At 61.9% G+C, this 22,457-nt stretch carries 24 protein-coding genes; 3 read left to right on the top strand and 21 right to left on the bottom strand.

From position 1 onward, the window contains the following. Positions 1-140: 140 nt before the first annotated feature. The 6 genes from IV091_RS13160 to IV091_RS13135 form a co-directional block, all read right to left on the bottom strand. Positions 141-812 (bottom strand): HAD-IA family hydrolase, encoded by a 672-nt coding sequence (locus IV091_RS13160; protein ID WP_293469442.1) that lies wholly within the window; start codon positions 810-812, stop codon positions 141-143. An 11-nt stretch (positions 813-823) separates the two neighbouring features. Continuing rightward, the gene (gene tkt / locus IV091_RS13155) at positions 824-2,905 is read right to left on the bottom strand and encodes a transketolase (protein WP_293469440.1); all 2,082 of its coding nucleotides are present in this window, start codon (positions 2,903-2,905) and stop codon (positions 824-826) included. Positions 2,906-2,924: 19 nt separating this feature from the next. Further along, a complete protein-coding gene (locus IV091_RS13150) occupies positions 2,925-3,809 on the bottom strand; it encodes a phosphoribulokinase (RefSeq protein WP_293469438.1) in 885 nt (294 codons plus the stop codon). An 89-nt stretch (positions 3,810-3,898) separates the two neighbouring features. Further along, the gene (locus tag IV091_RS13145) at positions 3,899-4,993 is read right to left on the bottom strand and encodes a class 1 fructose-bisphosphatase (RefSeq protein WP_293469436.1); all 1,095 of its coding nucleotides are present in this window, start codon (positions 4,991-4,993) and stop codon (positions 3,899-3,901) included. A 50-nt stretch (positions 4,994-5,043) separates the two neighbouring features. Further along, positions 5,044-5,736, bottom strand: coding sequence for a ribulose-phosphate 3-epimerase (rpe, locus tag IV091_RS13140; RefSeq protein WP_293469434.1), 693 nt, complete (start codon positions 5,734-5,736; stop codon positions 5,044-5,046). Between the two features lie 9 nt (positions 5,737-5,745). Further along, entirely contained in the window at positions 5,746-6,495 is a 750-nt protein-coding gene (locus IV091_RS13135) for an HAD-IA family hydrolase (protein WP_293469432.1), read from the bottom strand. Between the two features lie 137 nt (positions 6,496-6,632). Here IV091_RS13135 and IV091_RS13130 point away from each other — a divergent pair, with 137 nt between their 5' ends. Then, positions 6,633-7,544, top strand: coding sequence for a LysR family transcriptional regulator (locus tag IV091_RS13130; protein ID WP_293469430.1), 912 nt, complete (start codon positions 6,633-6,635; stop codon positions 7,542-7,544). A gap of 32 nt (positions 7,545-7,576) precedes the next feature. On the opposite strand, the gene IV091_RS13125 is transcribed toward IV091_RS13130, so the two are convergent. The 5 genes from IV091_RS13125 to IV091_RS13105 all read right to left on the bottom strand — a co-directional run bounded on the left by IV091_RS13125 (position 7,577) and on the right by IV091_RS13105 (position 13,117). Beyond that, entirely contained in the window at positions 7,577-7,873 is a 297-nt protein-coding gene (locus tag IV091_RS13125; RefSeq protein ID WP_293469428.1) for a hypothetical protein, read from the bottom strand. A gap of 52 nt (positions 7,874-7,925) precedes the next feature. Next, positions 7,926-10,277, bottom strand: a complete 2,352-nt coding sequence (locus IV091_RS13120) for a nitric oxide reductase activation protein NorD (RefSeq protein WP_293469426.1) — start codon at positions 10,275-10,277, stop codon at positions 7,926-7,928. A 35-nt stretch (positions 10,278-10,312) separates the two neighbouring features. Next, positions 10,313-11,116 carry a CbbQ/NirQ/NorQ/GpvN family protein gene (locus tag IV091_RS13115; protein WP_293469424.1) on the bottom strand — a complete coding sequence of 268 codons (804 nt, stop codon included), beginning with the start codon at positions 11,114-11,116 and terminating at the stop codon, positions 10,313-10,315. A 154-nt stretch (positions 11,117-11,270) separates the two neighbouring features. Next, a complete protein-coding gene (locus IV091_RS13110) occupies positions 11,271-11,627 on the bottom strand; it encodes a ribulose bisphosphate carboxylase small subunit (RefSeq protein ID WP_293469422.1) in 357 nt (118 codons plus the stop codon). Between the two features lie 71 nt (positions 11,628-11,698). Beyond that, positions 11,699-13,117, bottom strand: a complete 1,419-nt coding sequence (locus tag IV091_RS13105) for a form I ribulose bisphosphate carboxylase large subunit (RefSeq protein WP_293469420.1) — start codon at positions 13,115-13,117, stop codon at positions 11,699-11,701. A 166-nt stretch (positions 13,118-13,283) separates the two neighbouring features. Between IV091_RS13105 and IV091_RS13100 the strand changes: the two genes are divergently transcribed. Further along, the gene (locus tag IV091_RS13100) at positions 13,284-14,201 is read left to right on the top strand and encodes a LysR family transcriptional regulator (RefSeq protein WP_293469418.1); all 918 of its coding nucleotides are present in this window, start codon (positions 13,284-13,286) and stop codon (positions 14,199-14,201) included. Positions 14,202-14,277: 76 nt separating this feature from the next. Here IV091_RS13100 and IV091_RS13095 read toward each other — a convergent pair whose 3' ends face one another. From IV091_RS13095 to IV091_RS13050, 10 genes are all read right to left on the bottom strand, one after another. Beyond that, positions 14,278-15,045, bottom strand: coding sequence for a ParA family protein (locus IV091_RS13095; RefSeq protein WP_293469416.1), 768 nt, complete (start codon positions 15,043-15,045; stop codon positions 14,278-14,280). Between the two features lie 609 nt (positions 15,046-15,654). Then, positions 15,655-16,644: a rhodanese-like domain-containing protein gene (locus tag IV091_RS13090; RefSeq protein ID WP_293469415.1), complete on the bottom strand. Its 990-nt coding sequence runs from the start codon at positions 16,642-16,644 to the stop codon at positions 15,655-15,657. Positions 16,645-16,671: 27 nt separating this feature from the next. Next, a complete protein-coding gene (locus tag IV091_RS13085) occupies positions 16,672-17,292 on the bottom strand; it encodes a hypothetical protein (RefSeq protein ID WP_293469413.1) in 621 nt (206 codons plus the stop codon). Positions 17,293-17,317: 25 nt separating this feature from the next. Further along, entirely contained in the window at positions 17,318-17,566 is a 249-nt protein-coding gene (locus tag IV091_RS13080; protein ID WP_293469411.1) for a hypothetical protein, read from the bottom strand. Between the two features lie 32 nt (positions 17,567-17,598). After that, positions 17,599-18,216 (bottom strand): DUF6691 family protein, encoded by a 618-nt coding sequence (locus tag IV091_RS13075; protein WP_293469409.1) that lies wholly within the window; start codon positions 18,214-18,216, stop codon positions 17,599-17,601. Position 18,217: 1 nt separating this feature from the next. Then, positions 18,218-18,748: a YeeE/YedE thiosulfate transporter family protein gene (locus IV091_RS13070; protein ID WP_293469407.1), complete on the bottom strand. Its 531-nt coding sequence runs from the start codon at positions 18,746-18,748 to the stop codon at positions 18,218-18,220. A gap of 85 nt (positions 18,749-18,833) precedes the next feature. Beyond that, positions 18,834-19,538, bottom strand: coding sequence for a Crp/Fnr family transcriptional regulator (locus tag IV091_RS13065; protein ID WP_293469405.1), 705 nt, complete (start codon positions 19,536-19,538; stop codon positions 18,834-18,836). Beyond that, positions 19,535-19,765, bottom strand: a complete 231-nt coding sequence (locus tag IV091_RS13060; RefSeq protein WP_293469403.1) for a hypothetical protein — start codon at positions 19,763-19,765, stop codon at positions 19,535-19,537. Before IV091_RS13060 ends, IV091_RS13065 begins: the two co-directional genes overlap by 4 nt. A 48-nt stretch (positions 19,766-19,813) precedes the next feature. Further along, positions 19,814-20,299 carry a thioredoxin fold domain-containing protein gene (locus IV091_RS13055; RefSeq protein ID WP_293469401.1) on the bottom strand — a complete coding sequence of 162 codons (486 nt, stop codon included), beginning with the start codon at positions 20,297-20,299 and terminating at the stop codon, positions 19,814-19,816. Further along, positions 20,299-21,306 carry an MBL fold metallo-hydrolase gene (locus IV091_RS13050; RefSeq protein WP_293469399.1) on the bottom strand — a complete coding sequence of 336 codons (1,008 nt, stop codon included), beginning with the start codon at positions 21,304-21,306 and terminating at the stop codon, positions 20,299-20,301. The genes IV091_RS13055 and IV091_RS13050 overlap by 1 nt, the downstream gene beginning before the upstream one ends. Positions 21,307-21,444: 138 nt before the next feature. Between IV091_RS13050 and IV091_RS13045 the strand changes: the two genes are divergently transcribed. Continuing rightward, positions 21,445-22,457: YeeE/YedE family protein (locus IV091_RS13045; protein WP_293469397.1), on the top strand; the 1,013-nt coding region annotated here is incomplete at its 3' end.

Genomic DNA, 22,457 nt, shown 5'->3' with positions numbered 1-22,457 from the left:
TCTGAATGGCGGCGCGCAACACGTTGCGGCCAATGCGGCCGAAGCCGTTAATACCTAGTCTCAGGGTCATGGCGGTGAAAATCTTTTAAGTGATGGATAAAAGTTGGCTTTAGCCCAATAAATACGGGGACTTCGAGCTATTAATTCAGGAGTTCCGAACAGTCTTCGATCACCCGGTCGGGCGCACAGGCCTGAATCGGCTGGCCCATGTTGTAGCCGTAGGGCAGCGCCCACACGGTCACGCCCGCATTGCGCGCGGTGGCCACGTCGATGCTGGAATCGCCCACAAACAAGGCCCGGTGGCTTGGCACATCAAACGCCGCCAGGCAGCTTTGTATGCCGGCTGGGTCGGGCTTTTTGGTGGGCATGGTGTCGCCGCTGACCACCCGATCGAACAGCGGCATCAACTGGTGGGCGTTGAGCACCGTGGCGGTGTAGCGGCCTTCCTTGTTGGTCACCACCGCCAGCTTGACGCCGCGCGCCCGCAGCGCCGTCAGCGCCTCCAGCACCTGCGGGTACAGGTGGCTGCGGGTGCCGCAGCGGCGCTGGTAGTGCTGGTCAAACTCGGCGGCGATCAGCGCCAGGCTGTCGCTGGCCCGCACGGCCGCCACGTCGGTCTGGCCGCTGTAGGCCAGGGCCTGGATCAGCAGTTCACGCGTGCCGTGGCCTATCCAGTCGTTGACTTGCTGCTGCGTCACCTCGGGCAGGTCAAAGCGGCGCAGGGTGTCGTTGACCGCGTCGCAGATTTCCGGGGCTGTTTCGATCAGCGTTCCGTCCAGGTCAAACATGACCAGATCAAAAGTTTGGCGCATGGGGGGAGTCCTCATTGGGTGGATAAAACGATCTGCTCGGGCAAGGGCAGCTCGCGCCGGTGCGCGGCACGGTGCGCCAGCACGCGCACCGCGTCCACCACGCGCTGGGCCGTGATGCCGAAGTGGGCGTACAAGTCCTTGGCCGGGGCCGACTCGCCAAAGCTGGCAATGCCCACCACAACGCCGGTGCGGCCCACGTACTTGCGCCAAAAATCGGGGTGCGCGGCCTCGATGGCCACCGTGGGCAGTGCCAGAGGCAACACGGAGTCCTGGTAGGCCTCGCTCTGGCGGTCAAAAATGGTGGTGCAAGGAATGGACACCACGCGGGTCGCAATGCCCTCCCCGGCCAGCCTGGCCTGCGCCTGCATGGCGAGTTCCAGCTCCGAGCCGGTGGAGACGATCACGGCTTGCGCGCCGGGCATGTCCGACAGCACATAGCCGCCCCGGCGAATCGCGGCGACGTGGCGCTGGTCGGTCAGGCGCGGCAGGTTCTGGCGCGACAGGCACAGCGCGCTGGGGCCATCCTTGCGCTCCAGCGCGCAGGCCCAGGCCACGGCCGTTTCCAGGCCATCGGCCGGCCGCCACACGTCCAGCCCCGGAATGATGCGCAGGCTGGGAATGTGCTCCACGCTTTGGTGCGTGGGGCCGTCTTCGCCCAGGCCAATGCTGTCGTGGGTGAACACATGAATCACACGCAGCTTCATGAGTGCCGCCATGCGGATGGCGTTGCGGCTGTAGTCGCTGAACGTCAGGAAGGTGCCGCCGTAGGGAATGTAGCCGCCGTGCAGCGCCATACCGTTCATGATGGCGGCCATGCCGAACTCGCGCACGCCGTAGCTGAGGTGGTTGCCCCAGTGGTCACGGCCCGCCTTGACGCAGCCCTTGAAGTTGGTGAGGTTGGAGCCGGTCAAATCCGCGCTGCCGCCAAAGAATTCGGGCAGCAGCGGCGCCAGCGCATCGAGCGCGTTCTGGCTGGACTTGCGGGTTGCCAGGGCATCGGGCCTGGCCGCGATGGTGGCCAGCAACACGGGCAGTTTGCTGGCAAAGTCCGGCAGCAAATCACCGGCCATGCGGCGCTCGAACTCGGCCGCCTCCAGCGGGTAGAGGGTGCGGTAGGCCTCAAAGCGCAGGCGCCAGGCTTTTTCTGCGCCTTGCCCGCGCGCCACGGCGTTCCAGGCTGCGGCGATGTCGTCCGGGATTTCAAACGGCGCGGCGGTCCAGCCCAGCGCCTCGCGGGTGGCGGCCACTTCGGCAGCGCCCAGCGCGGCGCCATGCACGTCGTGGGTACCAGCTTTGTTGGGCGAGCCCATGCCGATCACGGTCTTGCAGCAGATCAGCGTGGGTTTGCCGTGGGGCAAGACGGCCTGGGCCTTGGCGGCGCGAATGGCCGCGTCAATGGCGGCCGGGTTGTGCCCGTCCACCGCCGCAATCACGTTCCAGCCGTAGGCCTCAAAGCGCTTGGGGGTGTCGTCGGTGAACCAGCCTTCGACGTGGCCGTCAATGGAGATGCCGTTGTCGTCGTACAGGCCAATCAGTTTGGACAGGCGCAGCGTGCCAGCCAGCGAACAGGCCTCGTGGCTGATGCCCTCCATCAGGCAGCCGTCGCCCATGAAGGCATAGGTGAAGTGGTCGACGATGCAGTGCTCAACGCCGTCCTCCTCGCGGTTGAACTCATCTGCGAGCAGCTTTTCAGCCAGCGCCATGCCCACTGCATTGGCGAGGCCCTGGCCCAGCGGGCCGGTGGTGGTTTCCACGCCCGGCGTGACGCCGACTTCCGGGTGGCCGGCGGTTTTGCTGTGCAGCTGGCGGAAGTTCTTCAGCTCCGACATCGGCAGGTCATAGCCCGTCAAATGCAGCAGCGCGTAAATCAGCATGGAGCCGTGGCCGTTGCTCAGCACAAAGCGGTCGCGGTCGGGCCAGTGCGGATTGGCCGGGTTGTGGACCAGGTGGCGGTTCCACAATACTTCGGCAATGTCAGCCATGCCCATGGGGGCGCCGGGGTGACCGGACTTGGCTTTTTCGACCGCATCGACGGCAAGCATGCGGATGGCGTTGGCCATCTGGCGGGCGAATTCAGGCGCAGGGGTGTTCATGGGGCGATTTTCCAGCATGTCAGTTCGCTCCCAGCGCGCGCTTGCGGCGCTCCATCATTCGCCACACAAACGGCGTGAAGATCAGTTGCATGGCCAGTTCCATCTTGCCGCCCGGCACCACGATGGTGTTGGCGCGGCTCATGAAGCTGTCGTGGATCATGTTGAGCAAATACTGAAAGTCGATGCCCTTGGGCTGGGCAAAGCGGATCACCACCAGGCTCTCGTCGGGCGAGGGAATGTCGCGCGCGATGAAGGGGTTGGAGGTATCCACCATCGGCACGCGCTGGAAGTTGACATGGGTGTGCATGAACTGCGGGCAGATGTAGTTCACGTAGTCGGGCATGCGGCGCAGGATGGTGTCGGTCACGGCCTCGGTGCTGTAGCCGCGCTTGGACTTGTCGCGGTAGAGCTTTTGAATCCACTCCAGATTGATGACGGGCACCACGCCGACCAGCAGGTCGGGGTGCCGGGCGATGTTGATCTCGGGCGTGACCACCGCGCCATGCAGGCCTTCATAAAACAGCAAGTCGGTGTCCTGGGGTACATCTTCCCACGGGGTGAAGGTGCCAGGCTCCTGCTGGTACGGGGCGGCCTCTTCGGGGTCGTGCAGGTATTTGCGGCGCTTGCCGGTGCCGGTGGCCGCGTAGTCACGAAACAGGGCTTCCAGCTCGGCAAACATGTTGTTTTCCGGCCCAAAGTGGCTGAAGTTCTTGTTGCCAGCCTGCTCGGCCTCGCTGGCCTTGCGTTTCATGTCGTTGCGGTCGTGACGGTGAAAACTGTCGCCTTCAATGATGGCGGAGTTCACGCCCTCGCGGCGGAAGATGTTTTCAAAGGTGCGGGTGACCGATGTAGTCCCTGCGCCGGACGATCCGGTGATGGAGATGATGGGATGGCGTTCAGACATGGGTTTGTCCCCTGGAGTTGTAAATAATGATCAAAAAAGCCTCCAGCCCAATGGCTGCCTGCGCTGTAGGCTATTAAAAAACTGGCAAATCAGTCCCTGAACAGGCTGCGCTCGGCAAACAGCGGCGTTTCGGAATCCATCCTGACCGGCTCGGCGTGGTAGCGCTCTATGCGTTCCACCTCGTTTTTGGAGCCAAACACCAAGCCAATGCGCTGGTGCAGCGACGTGGGCTGCACGCCCAGCATGGGCTGGCGGCCGGTGCTGGCGCGGCCACCGGCCTGCTCCATGATGAAACCAATCGGATTGGCCTCGTACAGCAGGCGCAGGCGGCCGGGCTTGGACGCGTCCTTGTTGTCGCGCGGGTACAAGAACACGCCGCCCCGCATCAGGATGCGGTGCGCCTCGGCCACCATGGAGGCAATCCAGCGCATGTTGAAATCCTTGCCGCGCGGCCCGGTCTTGCCGGCCAGGCATTCGTCCACATAGCGCGTGACCGGCGCTTCCCAGAAACGGCTGTTGGACGCATTGATCGCAAACTCCTGCGTTTCGACGGGTATCTGCAAGTTGGGGTGCGTGAGCATGAACTCACCCAGGTTGGGGTCCAGCGTGAAGCCGGCCACGCCGTTGCCCACGCTGAGCACCAGCATGGTGGTGGGGCCGTACAGCGCATAGCCGGCCGCGGCCTGGCTGGCGCCGGGCTGAAAGAAGTCGGCTTCAAGCACGTCCCGACCGCTGTCCACCACCTCTTGTGGCGCCCGCAGGATGGAAAAGATGCTGCCCACCGACACATTGACGTCAATGTTGCTGGAGCCGTCCAGCGGGTCAAACACCAGCAGGTACTTGCCGCGCGGGTTGCCCGCAGGAATCTGGCTGGGATCTTCCATTTCCTCGGACGCCATGCCGGCCAGATGCCCGCCCCACTGGTTCAGGCGCACAAAGTACTCGTTGCTCAGCACGTCGAGCTTTTTCTGCGTTTCGCCCTGCACGTTGACCGAGCCACCCACATCCGCATCGTGGTTGCCCAGCACACCGCCTAGTTCGCCAAAGGCCACGGCGCGGGCAATCGCCTTGCAGGCCAGGGCCACATCGAGAATCAGCGCATTGAAGTCGCCGCTGGCATCCGGAAAGCGGCGGCGCTCCCCAATCAGGTACTGCGTCAGCGTGAAGCGTTTGGACAAGGGCATGGTGGTTTTCCTGGAAAGTTGAAAATTCTGGCGCTGGCTTGGGCAGTGGTTCAGGCGGCGCGCGCGGCGCGGCGCAGTTCGGCCATCACGTCGCGGTAGCCGCCCCCGGCGTCCGGCGCGCCAAACACGGCGCTACCGGCCACGCAGGTGTCCGCCCCGGCGGCCACGATCTCGCCGATGTTGTCGGTCTTGACGCCGCCGTCCACTTCCAGCCAGATCGGCTGGCCGCCCGCGGCGGTGTGGGCGTCAATGCGGCGGCGCGCCTCGCGCAGCTTGGCCAGAGTGGCAGGTATGAACTTTTGCCCGCCAAAGCCCGGGTTCACGCTCATGAGCAGCACGATGTCGAGCCGGTCCATCACATGGTCCATCCAGCTCAGCGGCGTGGCCGGGTTCAGCGCCAGGCCGGCCTTGCAGCCGTGGTCGCGAATGAGCTGCAGCGTGCGGTCCACATGGCGGCTGGCTTCGGGGTGAAAAGTGATGAGGTTGGCGCCGGCCTTGGCAAACAGCGGAATCAGTGCATCAACCGGCTCGACCATCAAATGCACGTCGATGGCGATCTTGACGTGCGGGCGAATCGCCTCGCACACCAGCGGGCCGATGGTCAGGTTGGGCACGTAGTGGTTGTCCATCACGTCAAAGTGCACCAGGTCGGCGCCGGCCGCCTCAATGGCGCGAACTTCTTCACCCAGGCGGGCAAAGTCGGCGGAAAGGATGGAAGGGGCAATGCGCAAAATGGGATTCATGACGGTCTCTCAGGCTTGAAAATTGGCGGGGGTGCGGGCGCGGGCGGCATGCCAGGCGCGCAAGTCCGCCACGGTGGTGCCCTGCAAGCTGGTCAAAATGCGCAACGCACCCGTGAAGTCGTGGTGGGCCGTGAAGCTGTTGGGCGTGACCACGGTGGCCAGGCCGGCCCCAAGGGCCGCCTTCAGGCCATTGGCCGAGTCTTCAAACGCCAGGCAGGCGGCGGCACGGAGCTTGAGCCGCTGCAAGGTTTGCTGGTAGACCTGCGGATGGGGCTTCTTGACGGGCGCGGTGGAGGCGTCTTCAATCACCGTGAAATACTGCCGCCAGTCGGGCCCGATGGACGCGCGCAGTAGCGCCATGATGTTGACCGGCGAGGTGGTGGTGGCAATCGCCAGCTGCAGCCCGTCCTGGCTGGCCGACTCAATCAGCCGCAGCACGCCGGGGCGCAGTTGCACCGCCCCGCCCTGCACGGCGCGCTCGTAGGCGGCGGTCTTGAGCGCATGCAGGCGCTCCACGGTGTCGCGCACACCGGCGCCATTGATGTCCTGCAGATCGGGCTGCACCTGGCGCCAGTAGTGCAGGATGCGTTCCTTGCCGCCGGACACTTCCAGCAGCCGGGTGTACAGCGCCTCGTCCCAGACCCAGGCTTTGCCCGTTTCGGCAAACGCCTCGTTAAAGGCCGCACGGTGCGCGCTTTCCGTGTCGGCCAGCGTGCCATCGACATCAAAAATAAGGGCTTGAAGGGCGGTTGCAGACATGGCTTCTTTCAACGGGTTGGCCGCAATGGTGTCATATATAAGTCACAATGGATTTACTTTAATGGCTTCAACTCATAAACTCTAATCACGTTTTATTAACATATCATCAGAAAAAACTGATTGATTGGAACTTGGCCATGCGACCCTACACCCTCAAGCAGATGCAGACCTTCATTGAAGTGGCACGCCAGCGCTCGGTGTCCAAGGCGGCCGAGCGCTTGTTTGTCACCCAGCCGGCCGTGTCCATGCAGATCCGCCAGCTGGAAGACGCGTTTGGCCTGCCGCTGATCGAGCCCTTGGGCCGCAACATCCAGCTGACGAACGCGGGCGAGGCCTTTCTGATTCACGCCATCGCCGCCCTGGGCCAGCTCAAAGACATGGAAGCCCTGATGGCCGAACATGTGGGCATGAAAAAAGGCCGCATCGACCTGGCCGTGGTCAGCACCGCCAAATACTTCATCCCCATGCTGCTGGTGCGCTTTGGCAAGCAGTTTCCGGGCATCAACATCCAGCTGCGCATCGACAACCGCGAAAACATACTGGGCATGATGGCCCGCAATGAGGCCGACCTGGTGGTCATGGGCCGCTCTCCTGGCAACCTGGACTGCGAAGCCACGGCCTTTGCCACCAACCCGCTGAGCATCGTGGCGGCACCCGATCACCCCCTGGTACGCCGCAAGAACTTGCCGTTTTCGGCACTCGGCGAACACCACTTTGTGGTGCGCGAACAAGGTTCAGGCACCCGTGCCGCCATGGAGCGGCTGTTTACCGAACACCAGACGCTCTTAAACGTGGTGATGGAAATGCCCAGCAATGAAACCATCAAGCAAGCGGTGATGGCAGGCATGGGCCTGAGCTTTTTATCGATGCGCACCGTGCGCCACGAACTGGCCAGCGGCCACATCGCGTTGGTGGACATTGAAGGCATGCCGATGATGGGCAACTGGTACATCACCCATCTGCGCCACAAAAAGCTCTCCCCCGCCGCCACGTCGTTCAAGGCCTTCCTGATTGAGCAGGGCGGCCCTTTGATCAACTCCTGGGCGTGAAGAGCACGGCACGCGGTGCCGCCTCAATCCGGTCAGTCGTCATCGCCGAGTTCAGGATCCCAGCCCAGGGTTCGGGCTTTTTGAATGGCAGCATCGTAAATCCGGTGATGCCGCTCGGCCAACTCAGTCGGAAGACGGCTGGGCAAATTACCATAGGGCTCCCAGGCTTTGGAAACGGCATCCAGCAACACTTGAAAGTCAGCGGCACTGCGCCCAATAAAGGTGTCATTTTCTGGAAGGATGTCGAATAGCCAGGCATCACGGATGGTTCGACCTATCATGGTCATCCCGCCATTTTCTTCATTGTCCAGACCGATATAGGTTTGCATGCGTAAGCTCTGTATAAAAAGTTGATGGGTCGATGATCGCAGGTTTACGGGCTTACCGCGTCAAGCCGGCATAAAGCAAGGGCAGCCTTTCCGGCAGGCGCTCCACTTTGTCCACCACCATGTAGTTTTGCGCGCCAAAAATGCGCGACACATACTGGTCAGCGCGGGGATCCAGGCTCATGCAATAGGTACTGATGCCGCTGCGCCCGGCCTCTTCCACCGCTTTTTTGGTGTCGTGGCGCAGGTACTGCGGGTCGCGAACATCCACGTCGGCTGGTTCGCCATCGGTGATGACGAGCAGCAACTTCCTGGCCGAACGCTGGGCTTTCAATGTGGCTGCGGCGTGGCGGATGGCCGCGCCCATGCGGGTCGAGAGCTGGCCGGTCATGCCTGCCAGCCGCGCCTTGACCAAGTCGTCATAAGGCTGCCCGAAGTCCTTGAAACGCCAGTAGTTCACATCGTGGCGGCCGTCGGAGCAAAAACCGTGAATGGCAAACGGGTCGCCCACCTTGCCAATGGCATCGGCCAGCAGCACGCAGGCCTGGCGCGTGAGTTCCAGCACGGTGTGCGCCTGCCCGGCCACGCGGTCATTGGTGGAATGCGACAGATCGAGCAGCACCATGACCGCGATGTCGCGGGTCTTGCGCACGCTGCGCATCATGATGCGCGGGTCGGGTTGCTGCCCCATGCGCATGTCGACCAGCGAGGCCAGCGCGGCGTTGATGTCAATTTCGTCGCCGTCTTCGAGCTTGCGGATGCGCTGCACGCCTTGCGGCTGCATGGCATCGAGCAAAAACTTCATGCGCGAGATGACGCGTTTGTGCTCGGCAGCAATGCTGTCAATCAGCGCCAGGTCGCCGGTTTTGGCACGCCGCTCCTGCACCGTGACCCAGGCCGGACGCTCCAGCTGGATCAGGTAATCCCACTCGGCGTAATGGCTGGGCGGCACCAGCGGCTCTTTGCCTTCGGACTCGTTATACGACACGCCCATGTCTTCGTAGGGGAAGAGCTCGGTGCCCAGCACCCAGATTTCCTGCGCGTCGTCGCCAGCGTTCTCCACCTCCACCTCGTTGGCCAGCTCCATGAGGTTGACGTACTTGCGCACCTGCTGGGGCTCCTGGTAACCGGCGGCGATGGACTGCCCGAAGTCAAACGTTTCAAAGGCCCAGAAGTAACGGTTGTCGTCGCGGTAGGGCGCACTCTGCACATCGGTGCGCGGATGGTAGGCCGGGCCGACATCCTTGAAGCTGTGCGCCAGCGTCACGCCGATGTCCCACGACACGGTATTGTCAAAGGGCCTCTCCAGCAAACCTGGTTGCGCCTGGGCAAACAGGGCTCGTCCCTCGGCAATCCAGGGATGGGCGTCGTGGTGTTCGGGGTCCAGCAGCGCCCGGGCCAGGCGGCTGAGGTAGTCACCCGCCGTGGCCGCCTGAAAAGGCGATGCAAGGTGCAGGCGGCACCAGAGCTGGCGCAAGCCGGGAAATTTGGCGCAGGCCAGCGCCTCCACCCGCGCATCCTCGATCACCCCAATCAGTGCCATCTGCCAGGGGTTCAGTGCCTCAGCCGGGATCGGCTGCCGGGTATAGACCAGGTGCGCAGCTGCATGGGCTGCGCTAGCCCGGTACAGCTCGGTGGCGCTGACCGTGCCTTGTGGTCCGTCCACCGCATCAAAGGCATCGGGCAGGTGAATCAGGTAATCTTCAATATAGGGCTTGTAGCCCTCGCGCGACTCGAAGTCGCCCGAGGTCGGGCGCATGAAAAAGTCGCGGCCCCACAGGGCACGCAGGTACATGTTGATGCGCCGCTGCACATCCACCAGCAAGGTGCCCTTGCGCTCTTTTTGCAGAATCGCCAGCGACTCTTTGGAGTTCAGGCCGAAGTACTTGACCTGCTCTTCGTAATTGGTGCGGTGTGCGTGCGCGCCCCAGTTGACCCAGCGGCGCAGACCACCGAGCGTGAGCTGGCCCAGCAACACATCAAGCTTGTCGAGCATCGGGCGCAGGCCACGTGGCGCCTGGTTGACCAGGGCGCTGACCACCTGCAGGTATTGAAGAAACAGCGTGCCATCAGCCAGCCGGGCGGCTGCCGTTGGCGAGGTCGCCAGCACCAGCTCGATGACCGCGCCCGAGGTCTTGGAGGCCAGCATCAGGGCCGAGGTGACCAACTCGGCCACCACGTCCTCGCCCACCTCTTTGGCGACCTGCGGCGCCGCATCGATCCAGGCATTGACCAGGCTTGCACCCTTGCCCAGCCCGCGCAGCGCCGATGCGCCCTTGACATAGCTGTCCAGCCCGCGGGCCGAGAACACGCGGGTGGCATCTGGCCAGGTCTGCACCAGCAGCGCGCGTGATTCGGGCTCGAGTTCGTCGAGCCGCTCCTGATAATCGTCAAGATGGACGGACATGGCGTCCTCCGTGTTCTATGCGGTGAACCGCGTGATCAGAAGAAGGTGGCGACGGCCGCGTCCAGGGCGTCGCGCATGTCGGGGTCGTCGGTAATGGGACGCACCAGCGCCACGCGGCAGGCCGCCTGCGCCGCCACACCCCGGGCAATCAGGCTGCCGGCGTAAATCAGCATGCGGGTCGAGATACCCTCGTCTAGGCCGTGGCCCTTCAGGTTGCGGGCGCGCTCGGCAATCGACACCAGCTTGCTGGCCACCTCGGCCGACACACCGGTTTCATGGGCCACGATTTCGGTCTCGATGTCGTGCGCGGGGTAGCTGAAATCAAGCGCGCCAAAGCGCTGCTTGGTGGACTGCTTCAAGTCCTTCATCAGGCTCTGGTAGCCCGGGTTGTAGGAAATGACCACCTGGAAATCAGGGTGCGCCTTGATCAGCTCGCCCTTTTTCTCCAGCGGCAATATACGGCGGTTGTCGGTCAGCGGGTGAATCACCACCGTGGTGTCCTGGCGGGCCTCGACCACTTCATCGAGGTAACAAATAGCGCCATGGCGTGCGGCCGTGGCCAGAGGCCCGTCCTGCCAGCGCGTGCCGTTGACGTCGAGCAAAAAGCGCCCCACCAGGTCAGAGGCGGTCATGTCCTCATTGCAGGCCACGGTGATCAGCGGCTTTTGCAGCTTCCAGGCCATGTATTCCACAAAGCGCGTCTTGCCGCAGCCGGTGGGACCCTTGAGCATCATGGGCATGCGCACTGAATAGGCGGCCTCGAACAGCTCCACCTCATCCGCCACGGGGCGGTAGTAGGGCTGCAGTGTGACGCGGTAGGGGTCGATGATGTCGTTCATGAAAGTCTCCACTCGAAAAATGCCGGGAACTTGACGGTGTTTGTGCAAGGGTGGCCAGCGGTCCGCACCACACCTCAAGGCGCCTGTAAAGGCAAGCACACCTTGAGGTGTGGCCCCGGCATGGATCACGCCGGAGCCTGGTTTGAACTGCCGTTTAGACAGTTTTACCGCGGTAAATCACCATCGACGCATCTTGCGATTGCGTGAAGTTGTTGTAGCCAATCAAACGCACATGATTGCCCGGGTTGGACTTATGGCAAGCCTCGCATTCAGCGAGAATTTTGTCCACATCGGTTTCGCCGAACATGGGCAGCTTCCACATGTACCAGTAGGAGTCCATCAGGTATTGCGGCTCGGTATGCTCAACCGCCGGGTTCAATCCCTTGCGCACGATGTAAGCCACTTGCTTGCGGATTTCATCCGTGGTCATGGCCGGCAGGTAAGAGAAGGTCTCGAACTTGCGGCTGGCCGGGTCGCTCACGCGGCTTTTGTAATCCATTACTTCAGACATTTGATTTCCTTTCAGGTGTTAAAGGCCAGAAACCGGAGCAGATTCGCAAAAATCCGCTCCGAGATTTCTGTTTACTTGTGGGCCACGTCGAGCTTGTCCACGGTGTCGAATTCGAACTTGATTTCTTTCCACGTTTCCATGGCGATCTTGAGTTCAGGCGAGTGCTTGGCCGCGTCCATCAGCACGGTTTTGCCTTCTTTCTCAACTTCCACACCTTCGTTGCGTGCTTTGACGCAGGCTTCAACCGCCACGCGGTTGGCCGCAGCGCCAGCCGCATTGCCCCAGGGGTGGCCGAGTGTGCCGCCGCCGAACTGCAGTACGGAGTCATCGCCGAAGATGTTGACCAGCGCCGGCATGTGCCAGACGTGAATACCGCCTGAAGCAACAGGGATCACGCCTGGCATAGAACCCCAGTCCTGATCAAAGAAGATGCCGCGCGAGCGGTCTTCCTTGATGAACTTGTCGCGCATGATGTCGATCCAGCCCAGGGTGGCTTCACGGTCGCCTTCGAGTTTGCCCACCACGGTGCCAGAGTGCAGGTGGTCGCCGCCGGACAGGCGCAGCACCTTGGTCAACACGCGGAAGTGGATGCCGTGGTGCGGGTTGCGGTCCAGCACAGCGTGCATGGCACGGTGAATGTGCAGCAACATGCCGTTGTCACGACACCAGTTAGCCAAGCCGGTGTTTGCCGTCAGGCCGCCGGTGAGGTAGTCGTGCATGATGATCGGCGAGCCGATTTCCTTGGCGTATTCGGCGCGCTTGTACATTTCCTCCGGTGTCGGTGCGGTGACGTTCAGGTAGTGACCCTTGCGCTCACCGGTTTCGCGCTCGGCTTTTTCAATCGCTTCCTGCACAAAATCAAACCGCTGCTTCCAACGCATGAAGGGCTGGCTGTTGACGTTCTCGTCATCCTTGGTGAAGTCCAGACCGCCACGCAGACCTTCATAGCAAGCGCGACCATAGTTCTTGGCCGACAGACCCAGCTTGGGCTTGATGGTGCAACCCAGCAACGGACGACCATATTTATTCATCATGTCGCGCTCGACCTGGATGCCGTGCGGCGGGCCACCACAGGTCTTGACGTAAGCGATTGGGAAGCGGATGTCTTCCAGGCGCAGGGCGCGCAATGCTTTAAAGCCGAAAACGTTACCGACCAAAGATGTCAGTACATTGACAACGGAGCCTTCTTCAAACAGGTCGATCGGGTAAGCCACGAAAGCGTAGAAACAGGTGTCGTCACCAGGTACGTCTTCAATGCGGTAAGCGCGGCCCTTGTAGTAGTCCAGGTCGGTCAACAAATCGGTCCAGACCGTGGTCCAGGTGCCGGTAGACGATTCGGCGGCCACGGCGGCAGCGACTTCCTCGCGGCTCACGCCCGCCTGGGGCGTGATCTTGAAGCAGGCCAAGATGTCCGTGTCGAGCGGCGTGTAGTCTGGGGTCCAGTAAGTCTGGCGGTAGTCTTTCACGCCAGCGTTGTAGGCTTTTGCCATGCTGTCTCCTTGTCAGGGTGGTAAAAATCATCACTTGGGTGCTCAAAGCGCACCAATTTGGGGTGGCTTTGCTCTGAACTGATGCGGATTGTTGCCCTGATATAAGATATATAAAAGTAAAATGTTATAACCATAACGATAGATTTTTATAAATCATTTATTTCTTATGCACTTACGTCACGCGACCCTGCACCAGTTGCGCATCTTTCTGGCTGTCGCCCGCCACAGCAGCTTTGCCCGGGCCGCCGAGGAGTTGCATTTGTCGCCGCCTACCCTGTCGCTGCAGGTCAAACAGCTGGCAGAAACCGTCGGGCAGCCGCTGTTTGAGCAACTGGGCAAAAAGATTTTTCTCACTGCTGCCGGGCGCGCACTGGCCGATGCCTGCCAGGACATCGAGAGCCGCATGGAGCGCCTGTCGCAAGACCTGGCAGCCCTGCGCGGCGTCGAAAAAGGCAGCCTGAAGATCGCCATTTTGACCACTGTGAAATACACCGTCCCCAAGCTGCTAGGGGGATTTTGCGCTGCACACCCGGGCATCGAGGTCGCCATGTTCGTTGGCAATCGCGAAACCCTGCTGCAGCGCCTGGCCAACAACCAGGACGACCTCTACATCATGGGTCAACCGCCCCAGCAACTGGACGTGGTGAGTGAGGACTTCGCAGAAAACCCGCTGGTACTGGTGGCCCCGCCAACGCACCCGCTGGTAGGGCAACCCAGCGTGGCGCCGCAACGCCTGGCGAACGAGTCCTTCATCTTGCGCGAGCCCGGTTCGGGCACGCGGCTCTCCGTCGAACGGTTTTTTGCAGAGCACGGTATCACGCTCAAGAACCGGCTGGAGGTCGGAAGCAACGAGGCCATCAAACAAACGGTGGCCGGCGGCTTGGGGCTGGCGGTACTGTCGGCCACCACCGTGGTGGCAGAACTGGCACTCAAGGAACTGGTGCTACTGGAGGCGCAAGGCTTCCCCTTGATCCGGCACTGGTATGTGGTTTACCCAAAGGGAAAGAAACTCTCGGCGGCGGCCACCGCGTTCAAGGCCTGGTTGTTCGAGCATCGTCCCTCCTCGACAGCGCCCACCTCCTGACCGTGCTCAGGCACTCCCCCCGACTTCCATGCATGGCGCACTGGCGGTGGCCCGGTCGTCAGCCTGCGCATCAATATCAACGCGCCAACACGCCATGCAAAGCCACAAATGCCTGCGTCAGCTTGTGCCCGGGATCCAGGTAAATCATGGGCAGTGACTGCTCATGGGATTCGCGGATCTTGATGGACGAAGGCAGATAAGGCTGCAGCACCGGCAGGCCTTCGGCGATCAGCTCGTTCACCATGCGCTGGGGCAGGTTGGCCCGGGGCTGGAACTGGTTGACCACGATGCCTTCGACCACCAGCTCGGCATTGTGGTCGGCCTGGATTTCCTGCACGTTTTCCAGCAGGGTGTAGAGCGCCTTGCGTGAAAAATCATCGCAGTCAAACGGAATCAGGCAGCCGCGCGCGGCAATCAGCGCCGAGCGGGTGTAGAAGTTCAGCGCGGGCGGCGTATCGATGTAAATGCGGTCGTAGTCCTGGGCCAGTTGCGCCAGGGCTTCGCGCAGCTTGTAGATTTTGTGACGCGATTCGAGCTTGGCCTGCATCTCGTCCAGCGCGGGGCTGGAATGCATCAGGTCCAGGCCTTCGTGCGGCGTGGCCACGATGAATTCGCTGGGCGCCACCGTGCGCAGGCTGTAGCTGAGCGTGTTTTCAAAAAACCCCGCCACCGTGGGCTGGCCTTCAGCGGCCTGCCCCCCCATCAAATACGCACTGGAGTTGCCCTGCGGGTCCAGGTCAATGACGAGGGTGCGCAGACCCTGGCTGGCACTGATGGCGGCCAGGTTGCAGGTGATGGTGGACTTGCCCACCCCCCCTTTTTGATTGAAAACAACACGCGGCATGATGAGCTTCCTTGGGTTGAGGGGCGAATGAAGAAATGGACGACCTGATTGTGACCGGTCTCAATTCATCAGAAAAACCGACTCCGAAGACAATTTATTTAAATTTTATTTATGAATAAGCTTGCCTATGGTTCAACCCATCGCTGGCTTCCCACCCCTAAAAAACCCGAGATTTCACATGGATCAATGCCCCCACCACCGATGAGTTCACCCGTATCTTTGGCCACCATGCCACCGTGGTAGAGCGGGTGGAGCAACTGCCCGAAAAGCTGACCGGCCTTTTTGCAAGCCTCACCAAATAATTAAGAAAAACAGGCGCTAGCCCTCTACAAAAATAAAGAAGAAGCTATTAATAAGTGAGCATTCAGGCGAAAGACTGGCAGCCGCAGTCGCGCAAGCTCCATGCACGACTGCGCTCTCGAAGCGTTCTGGATCAGGGGTTTTACTAATTATTGGGAGCACGCGCTATTCGAGTGCTCTCGCCAGAGGTCAGCGTTGTCATCCATCATTAACGGCGTGGCAACGACGCTGGCCCCGGCTTCGTCAGACCCACGGAGATGAACCAGCGACTCAGAAAAAGCCGAAATTCAAATCGCGGGCCTCAAGGCCTTACTTCAGGGGTACGGCACCGACCAACGGGCGCTTTTCCAGTGTCCACTGATGCAGCGAGCCGTCATACAGCCGGGCAGACTTGTTGCCCAGAATTTCGGAGGCTACAAACCATGGCCCGGACGACAGGTGACCGCTGTTGCAATAGGTGATAACCGGTGCTGCGGCATCAATGCCCTGGGCTGACATCAGCGCCTTATAGGTGTTGGGCGCCATGAACTTGACCGCCCCGCCCGAGGCGTTGAGCATCAGGTCAGACCCGTAGAGCTTGGCGCCTTCCAGATGACCGTAGGCATAGACATAGTCGCGTTTACCCAAGCCATTGAATTGCCTGGCATCACGCGAATCAATCAGCGAGGCGCTTTTATCCTTGATGGCTTTCGCAACGTCTTCCGAGCTTGCAAAATATTGCGCACTGCGATCGGCCTTGGCCAGCCAGGTGCCTGCACGGGCCGTTACAGCGGCGGTGCTGTGCTCACGGTTCTCAATCAGCCAGGTGGCCATGCCGCCATCGAGCACGGCCATGTCGTCTTCACCGTAGACCTTGAACTGCCAATAGACGCGCAAGGCATCGTCCACGTCCGTGGCATCCACACCCACGGGTACAAACACGATGGGTTTACCGGCATCAATGCCAGCGGCCTGAATGGTTTTCTCGAAGGCGGCCTTTTCGGGAATCATGTACTTGACTTTGAGGTCACCATAGCTGCGCTCGGTTCGCATGGTTTTCATGTCGATCAGCCGGGCGTTCGGAATGTGCCCCCCCACCTCTGCCAGCACCTTTTTACCGGATTTGGCATCGGTTTCAAACTCAGGCTTTTCAGTAAAGGACTTCACGTTGGACCGCACTTCGACGACCTGCACCTTGTCCAGGTTATCGGCCAGCCACTGGGCATTGACCAGCGGACCCGGAAGGACACCCGCATGCGCGCTGAGTAACCCGAACGCTGTCACGGCGGCAGCCGTCAGTTTTGCAAGCACTTGTCTCATCGTCTTCTCCTGGGTAGTTGGACTGCTTCAGCAGCCTAGTTGTTGAATTCGTTGGGTCAGCGAAATCCGGGATTCCGTCACCACGTCCAGCCGCCGGTCTTCGCACAGGGCCTCCCAGCCCTGGCGGGCGCTGCGCCTGGCCATGACGGCGTCACGGCGCCGCACCAGCTGCACCAGTTGCGGCAAAAACAGCCGCACCATGGCGGTGAGCCAGCGCGCCACCGGCGCCATCCGGCCTTGGGTTTGCACCGCAAAGCGGGCCAGGGCGAGTTCCACGTCAGCGGCCGGGCGCCAGGTTTCGCCCGTGACCCACCGGTTGGTGGTGAACAGGCGGATCGGCTGGCCCCGGGCATCCAGTGAAATGCCCGCCAAATGCGCGTAGTCGCCCGGCTGGCTACCCTGGGCAAACAGGTGAAAGTGGCCGTGTTCGTTGTCGGGACGGCGGCGCGAGGCATGGGCGTGGTAGTAAAACCGCGTGCCGTGGTGCGTGTCCACCACGTCCAGACGCGGATAATGCGCCAGTTCAATGCACTGCGCAGCCCCCGCCATGGCGGCAAGCGCCAGGCTGCTGCCCGCTTGCGCGTAACGCAGCGGGATGCCCAGGGCTTCATGCGCAGCGTGCAGCAGCGGCTCCGAAACAGTGGACATGGCGCGCGTGCGTCAACTAGTCAAATTACTTTTTTGGCGCGCAAGGGTTGCTCGGCGCGCACGGATTATCCGAGGTTTTTTTCTTCTTTTTCTTGGCCGGGCCACAGGGATTGCTTGGGCCGCAGGGGTTTTCGGCCTTCTTGCTGTCCTTGGCCGTGGTGGCCGGGGCGTCGGCCGCCAGCACGGCAGGCGCTGGGACCACCAGTGCCGTCGCCAGCATGAGGGCCGACAAGGTTTCGGTGAGTTTTCGGCGTGCAGGAGATTTTTTGTTCATCGCAGTACTTTCTGAATTCATGGATTAAAAGATCAAACCCCGGTTTGGGAACCCGCGCCTGCCACGGCTTGCTCGGCCGTGACGGGCCCGGCGGAACGCCGTTCGAACCAGGAGCCAAAATAAAACACAGCAACCAGCGCCACCATCAGCAGGGCCAGCATGGCCACTTCAGGAATGCCATAGGCCTCCGTGAAGGTATCCCCAGCTTGCACTTCACCCATTGCCATGATCGCCTCAATGGCCGGACCGTAAAGCCCTGCAAACACCACGGTCCCCAGCAGCAGCCCCAGCAGAAATACCAAGGCATCGAGCCGGCCCGAGAACAGCCCGACCACCGAGGTGCCGGGGCAATAGCCACCAATCGCAAAGCCCGCGCCCACAAAGGCACCGCCCACTGCAGCGGCCATCAGAAGTGCCGCGGGCACAAACACGGCATCCGCCTGCATCAGGCCTACAGCCCGCAAGCCGAATAAACCCAGCGCGGTGACCACAATGGCGGTGAACATCACCTTGAACACCGACCAGTCACGCAACTGGAACTGCGCGGTGAGCTTGCAGGGGCTACCGAAGCCCGCGTTTTCAAGCACGAAGCCAAACAGCACACCGCACAGGAGTCCTGAAATCACGCCGGCATCATTGAATGGAAACATCTCAGACTCCCTTGACCAGACGGCTGACGATCAGACCTGTTGCAAAGAACAGACCCAGAAACACGAACGCGGCTATCGCCAGCGTTGCGGCGCCCGACAGACCCAGACCACTGGTGCACCCTGCGGCCACACGGGCCCCAAACCCTGCGAGCAAGCCGCCACCCAGGGCCGCAAGCAGGCGGCGCGGCGCACCGATGCTGCGGGCACCATCGAGCTGAACCCGAAAACGCCCGCCCAAAAATGCCGCCGCCAGCGCGCCGATGGCCACACCGATCACCTGCCAGCTGATCCAGGAGGCCAGGGGATTTCCGCCTTGCACCATGGGGCCCAGGTAGCTGTTGGCCTGTGTCGCCGCAGGCGCCACCGCCAGGCCCAGCCAGGCCGTCATGCGGGTAGAAGCGCCGGTAGCGCCCAATCCGTGCCCCGTGAGCACAAACGTCAACAGCAACACGAGCCCCAAGGCCACGCCCGCCATCAGGGGCGACCAGAAAGGCCGGACGTTGCGCGCGGGAAATTCAGAAGAAAGCGACATGCGAACCATACTCCGTGGGTTGTATACCCCCTGTAGTATATGGAGGTGCGCATTTCGACGCAAGATATCTGCAGCCGGGCCGCTGTCAGGCTGCCAGCAAAGGGTTCAGGTTCAGGATGCGGTAGGCACGGCCTTGCTTGTCCAGCGGCGTGAGCGCCCCCTCCCGAACCAGGGCGCTGACCGCCCGGCTGACTGTTTCCAGCTTCAGGTTCAGCATCGAGCCCATGTCTTCCCGGGCAAACAGCGTGACCGCCTCGATATCGGTCGGGCTGCGCATCTTGAGGATGAGATTGCAGACGCGCTGACGGGCCGAGCCAAAGTTCAGATCTGCCAGCCAGTCGTCGGCGTCCTTCAGCGCGCGGTGCCATTTCTCCATCAGGCGCTGCTGCAGGCACGGGGAGTTCGCGCCCAGCGTATGGATCACCGTCAGGGGAATCCGGCATACCGTCACATCTGTCAGGGCCACCGCATCGGTGTTGTAGCGGGCAGCCACCAGCGCTTCCATGCCGGCCACGTCGCCTGGCCGCAACACGCGCACGATGCGCTGGCGACCATCCGAGGTGCTTCGCATCAGCTTGATCATGCCGCTGCGCAGCGTAAAAATACCCACGACCGACTCGCCTTCCTGAAACAACGCGCTGCCAGCGCCAAACGCCAGGTCATCAATGGGCGCATGAATCCGCCCGAAATCTGCTTCGTTGAGATCGGCAAACAGCACCAGATCCCGAATGGCGCAGTCGCGGCAATTGGAAGTCCCTTTCCATGCCGATTCAACCCTGACGGGAATCATGACTGCGACTTGCGCAGCCGAGACCAGCGCAGCACGCGCCACGCCAGCAGCAACAAAGGCGTGGTGTGCAGCAGCAGATCAAACATGTCGAGCGGCCGCACCAGCGTGCCCGCAAACAGCATGCGGAGTTTTTCAACCAGATGCGGCTCGGGCCAGATAGGCGCCACCGCCAGCCAGCCGGCGGCCAGGGCCAGCCAGAGCATGGGAATTCGATTCAGTACGTTCATCGGGTCTGTCTTTTTGTCTGTCGTTTGGTGGTGAAGCTGCGCCGCACATCAGGCCTTGATGGCAGCGCGCGCCTGCTGCAGCCGCTGCGTCAGATAGGCGCCATAAAAATCCTCGATGTAGCCGCCTTCAAGGCGCTCTGCCACTTCTTTTCCCCCGGGGCCAAAAAACAGCACCGTAGGGGCGACCTTGATCTTCCAGGCACGCACCAGCTGCGCGTGCGTCACGGCGCTACCGTCAAAGTCGCGCACCGCTGCGGCGCTGCGCCAGTCGATCTGAAACACCGGCACGCCTTCCTGCTGGCGCAAGGGCCCCAGGTAATTGTTTCGCGCAACGTGGCAAAACGGGCACCCGTCCAGGCTGACCATCACCACCAGCGGCTGGCCAATTTTCAGGGCTTGCGCCAATTCGTCCTGCAGCGATTGCGGGGCCAGCAGCACGGCGCCTGCGCCCCAGGCCGGCAGTGCCGCAGCGGCAGCCACACAGCCAGTGGCCAACAGTAACTGCCGACGGCCCAGTCCGTTAAGTGTCGTCATCAAGGCGCTTCCCTTTCCATCAGCAAATAAGTGTTGTAAGCATTCATGCGGTTGGCCACGCGAAACAGCGGAAGATGCTCAAACGCGGTCCAGTCGGCGGCCTGGTAGGCTTCCTCGAAAGGCGTCATGTTTTTCGCCGCCTGGCCCATGCTGGTGCGCAGGTAGACAAGGTAGTCGCGCGTCAGCTCCGTGTCCTTGCGTGCCTCATTCGACAGCGGCCCGTGGCCCGGCACGATCACCGAGGTGTCAAACGCCAGCAGGGTTTGCAGCGCCTTGATCCAGTGGCCGCTGTCGGCCTGGCCGACAAAGGGAATGCGGCTGCGAAAGACCAGGTCGCCCGCGAACAGCACCTTTTCGTGCGGCATATAAATCACCAAGTCCTCCGGCGTGTGGGACGGCCCGACCGGCTGCAGTTTGAAGCGCACGCCGCCAATGGTGAGTTCCGTGGGACCATCGATCCACTCGTCAGCCGGCACCAGCCGCGTCTTGTCATCAATCCAGGGCGCCAGATCCTTGCGCGACACATCAAGCCGCAGGCGAGCAGTTTCAGAACTCAGGTATTCCAGGGCCGCCCGGTGCGCCACGATGCGCGCCCCCTTCGCCTTGAAGGCCTGCAAGCCGTAAATGTGGTCTGCGTGGTAATGCGTGACGATCACATGCGTCACGGGAAGCGGCGTGACCTTGCGTATTTCAGCCATCAGGCGCTCGGCCAGCGCCGGCGAGCCCAGCGCGTCAATCACCACCACGCCATTGGCCGTGACCACAAAGGCCGCGTTCGAGATGAAGTTCTGGTTGGCGCCAGACCCCAGCGCCGAAAGCCCCTCGACGTACCAGGCAGAGGGCGATACCCGCTGCGCAACCATGTCCGGGGCCACCGCGCCAGCGCTTGCATTGGGCGGCGCAGGCACCTGTGCCAGCACCGGCGCAGCGAAACACGCAGCAGCAAGCCCGGCCAGGGCGCAGCCGCGCGCACGCCTGAAAAATGACGGACTCAAAAAGAAATTCATCCAGTCTCCTTGCGTCATCCGCGATGACTTGTTTTAAAAATGTCGTGCGTCACTGCAAAATTTGACAGGGATCAACATTTAATTTGCAGGTGGAGCCTACCATTAATATAAGCTCTTACTGAATTATTGGGGAATGCAGTGAATCTGGCAACTATTCTGGAACGCTATGGCGATGGCACAGTGCTGGCCGTAGGCGGTGCGCTCATCGGCGGCTTGTTTGGCTTTTTTGCGCAACGCTCGCGCTTTTGCCTGCGTGCGGCGGTCATCGAATTCTGGCACCGCACCTTCGGCGAAAAACTGTCCGTCTGGCTGCTTGCTTTCGCCACCGCCGTGGTCACGGTGCAGGTATTGCTGCTGACCGGCGCTCTGGACATCAGCACGGCGCGCCAGATTTCCACCAGGGGAAGCCTGTCCGGCGCGGTGGTGGGCGGGCTGCTGTTTGGCGCCGGCATGATCATGACGCGCGGCTGCGCCAGCCGCTTGCTGGTGCTGTCGGCCAACGGCAACCTGCGCGCCCTGCTGGCGGGCCTGATCTTTGCCGTCACGGCGCAGGCATCGCTGTCTGGCGTGCTGGCGCCGCTGCGCGCCACCATTAGCAGTTGGTGGACGGTGGACGGCGGGGCGTCCCGGGACTTGCTGGCCATCACCGGCGTGGGGCCATGGGGCGGGCTGACCGCCGGGTTGATCTGGCTGGGCGCGGCGCTTTATTTTTCGTGGCGCAGCCCCCAGCGCAATGGGTGGATGTGGGTGGGCGGCATCGGCACCGGCCTCATGGTGGCAGCGGCCTGGTGGTTCAGCTATGTGGTTTCGACCCAGTCGTTTCAGGACGTGCAGGTGCAGGGCCTGACCTTCAGCGGCCCGTCGGCGGAGTGGCTGATGCGCGTGTTGTCCTCGCCCGCGCCTGCCATCGGCTTTAACTTTGGTTTGCTGCCTGGCGTTTTTGCCGGATCATTTCTGGGCGCCTGGCTCGGGCGTGACCTGAAGCTGGAAGGCTTCAAGGACGGCTACAGCATGACGCGCTACATCGCCGGTGCCATTTTGATGGGCTTTGGCTCCATGCTGGCCGGCGGCTGCGCGGTGGGCGCGGGCATGACGGGCGGCGCCATCTTTGCGCTGACCGCGTGGGTCAGCCTGCTGGGCATGTGGGGCGG

Source organism: Polaromonas sp. (assembly GCF_018780625.1).
In the GTDB taxonomy this organism is placed as follows: domain Bacteria; phylum Pseudomonadota; class Gammaproteobacteria; order Burkholderiales; family Burkholderiaceae_C; genus Polaromonas.
Note: the sequence above shows the minus strand (reverse complement) of the source record. Positions and strands in the feature narration are given on the sequence as shown.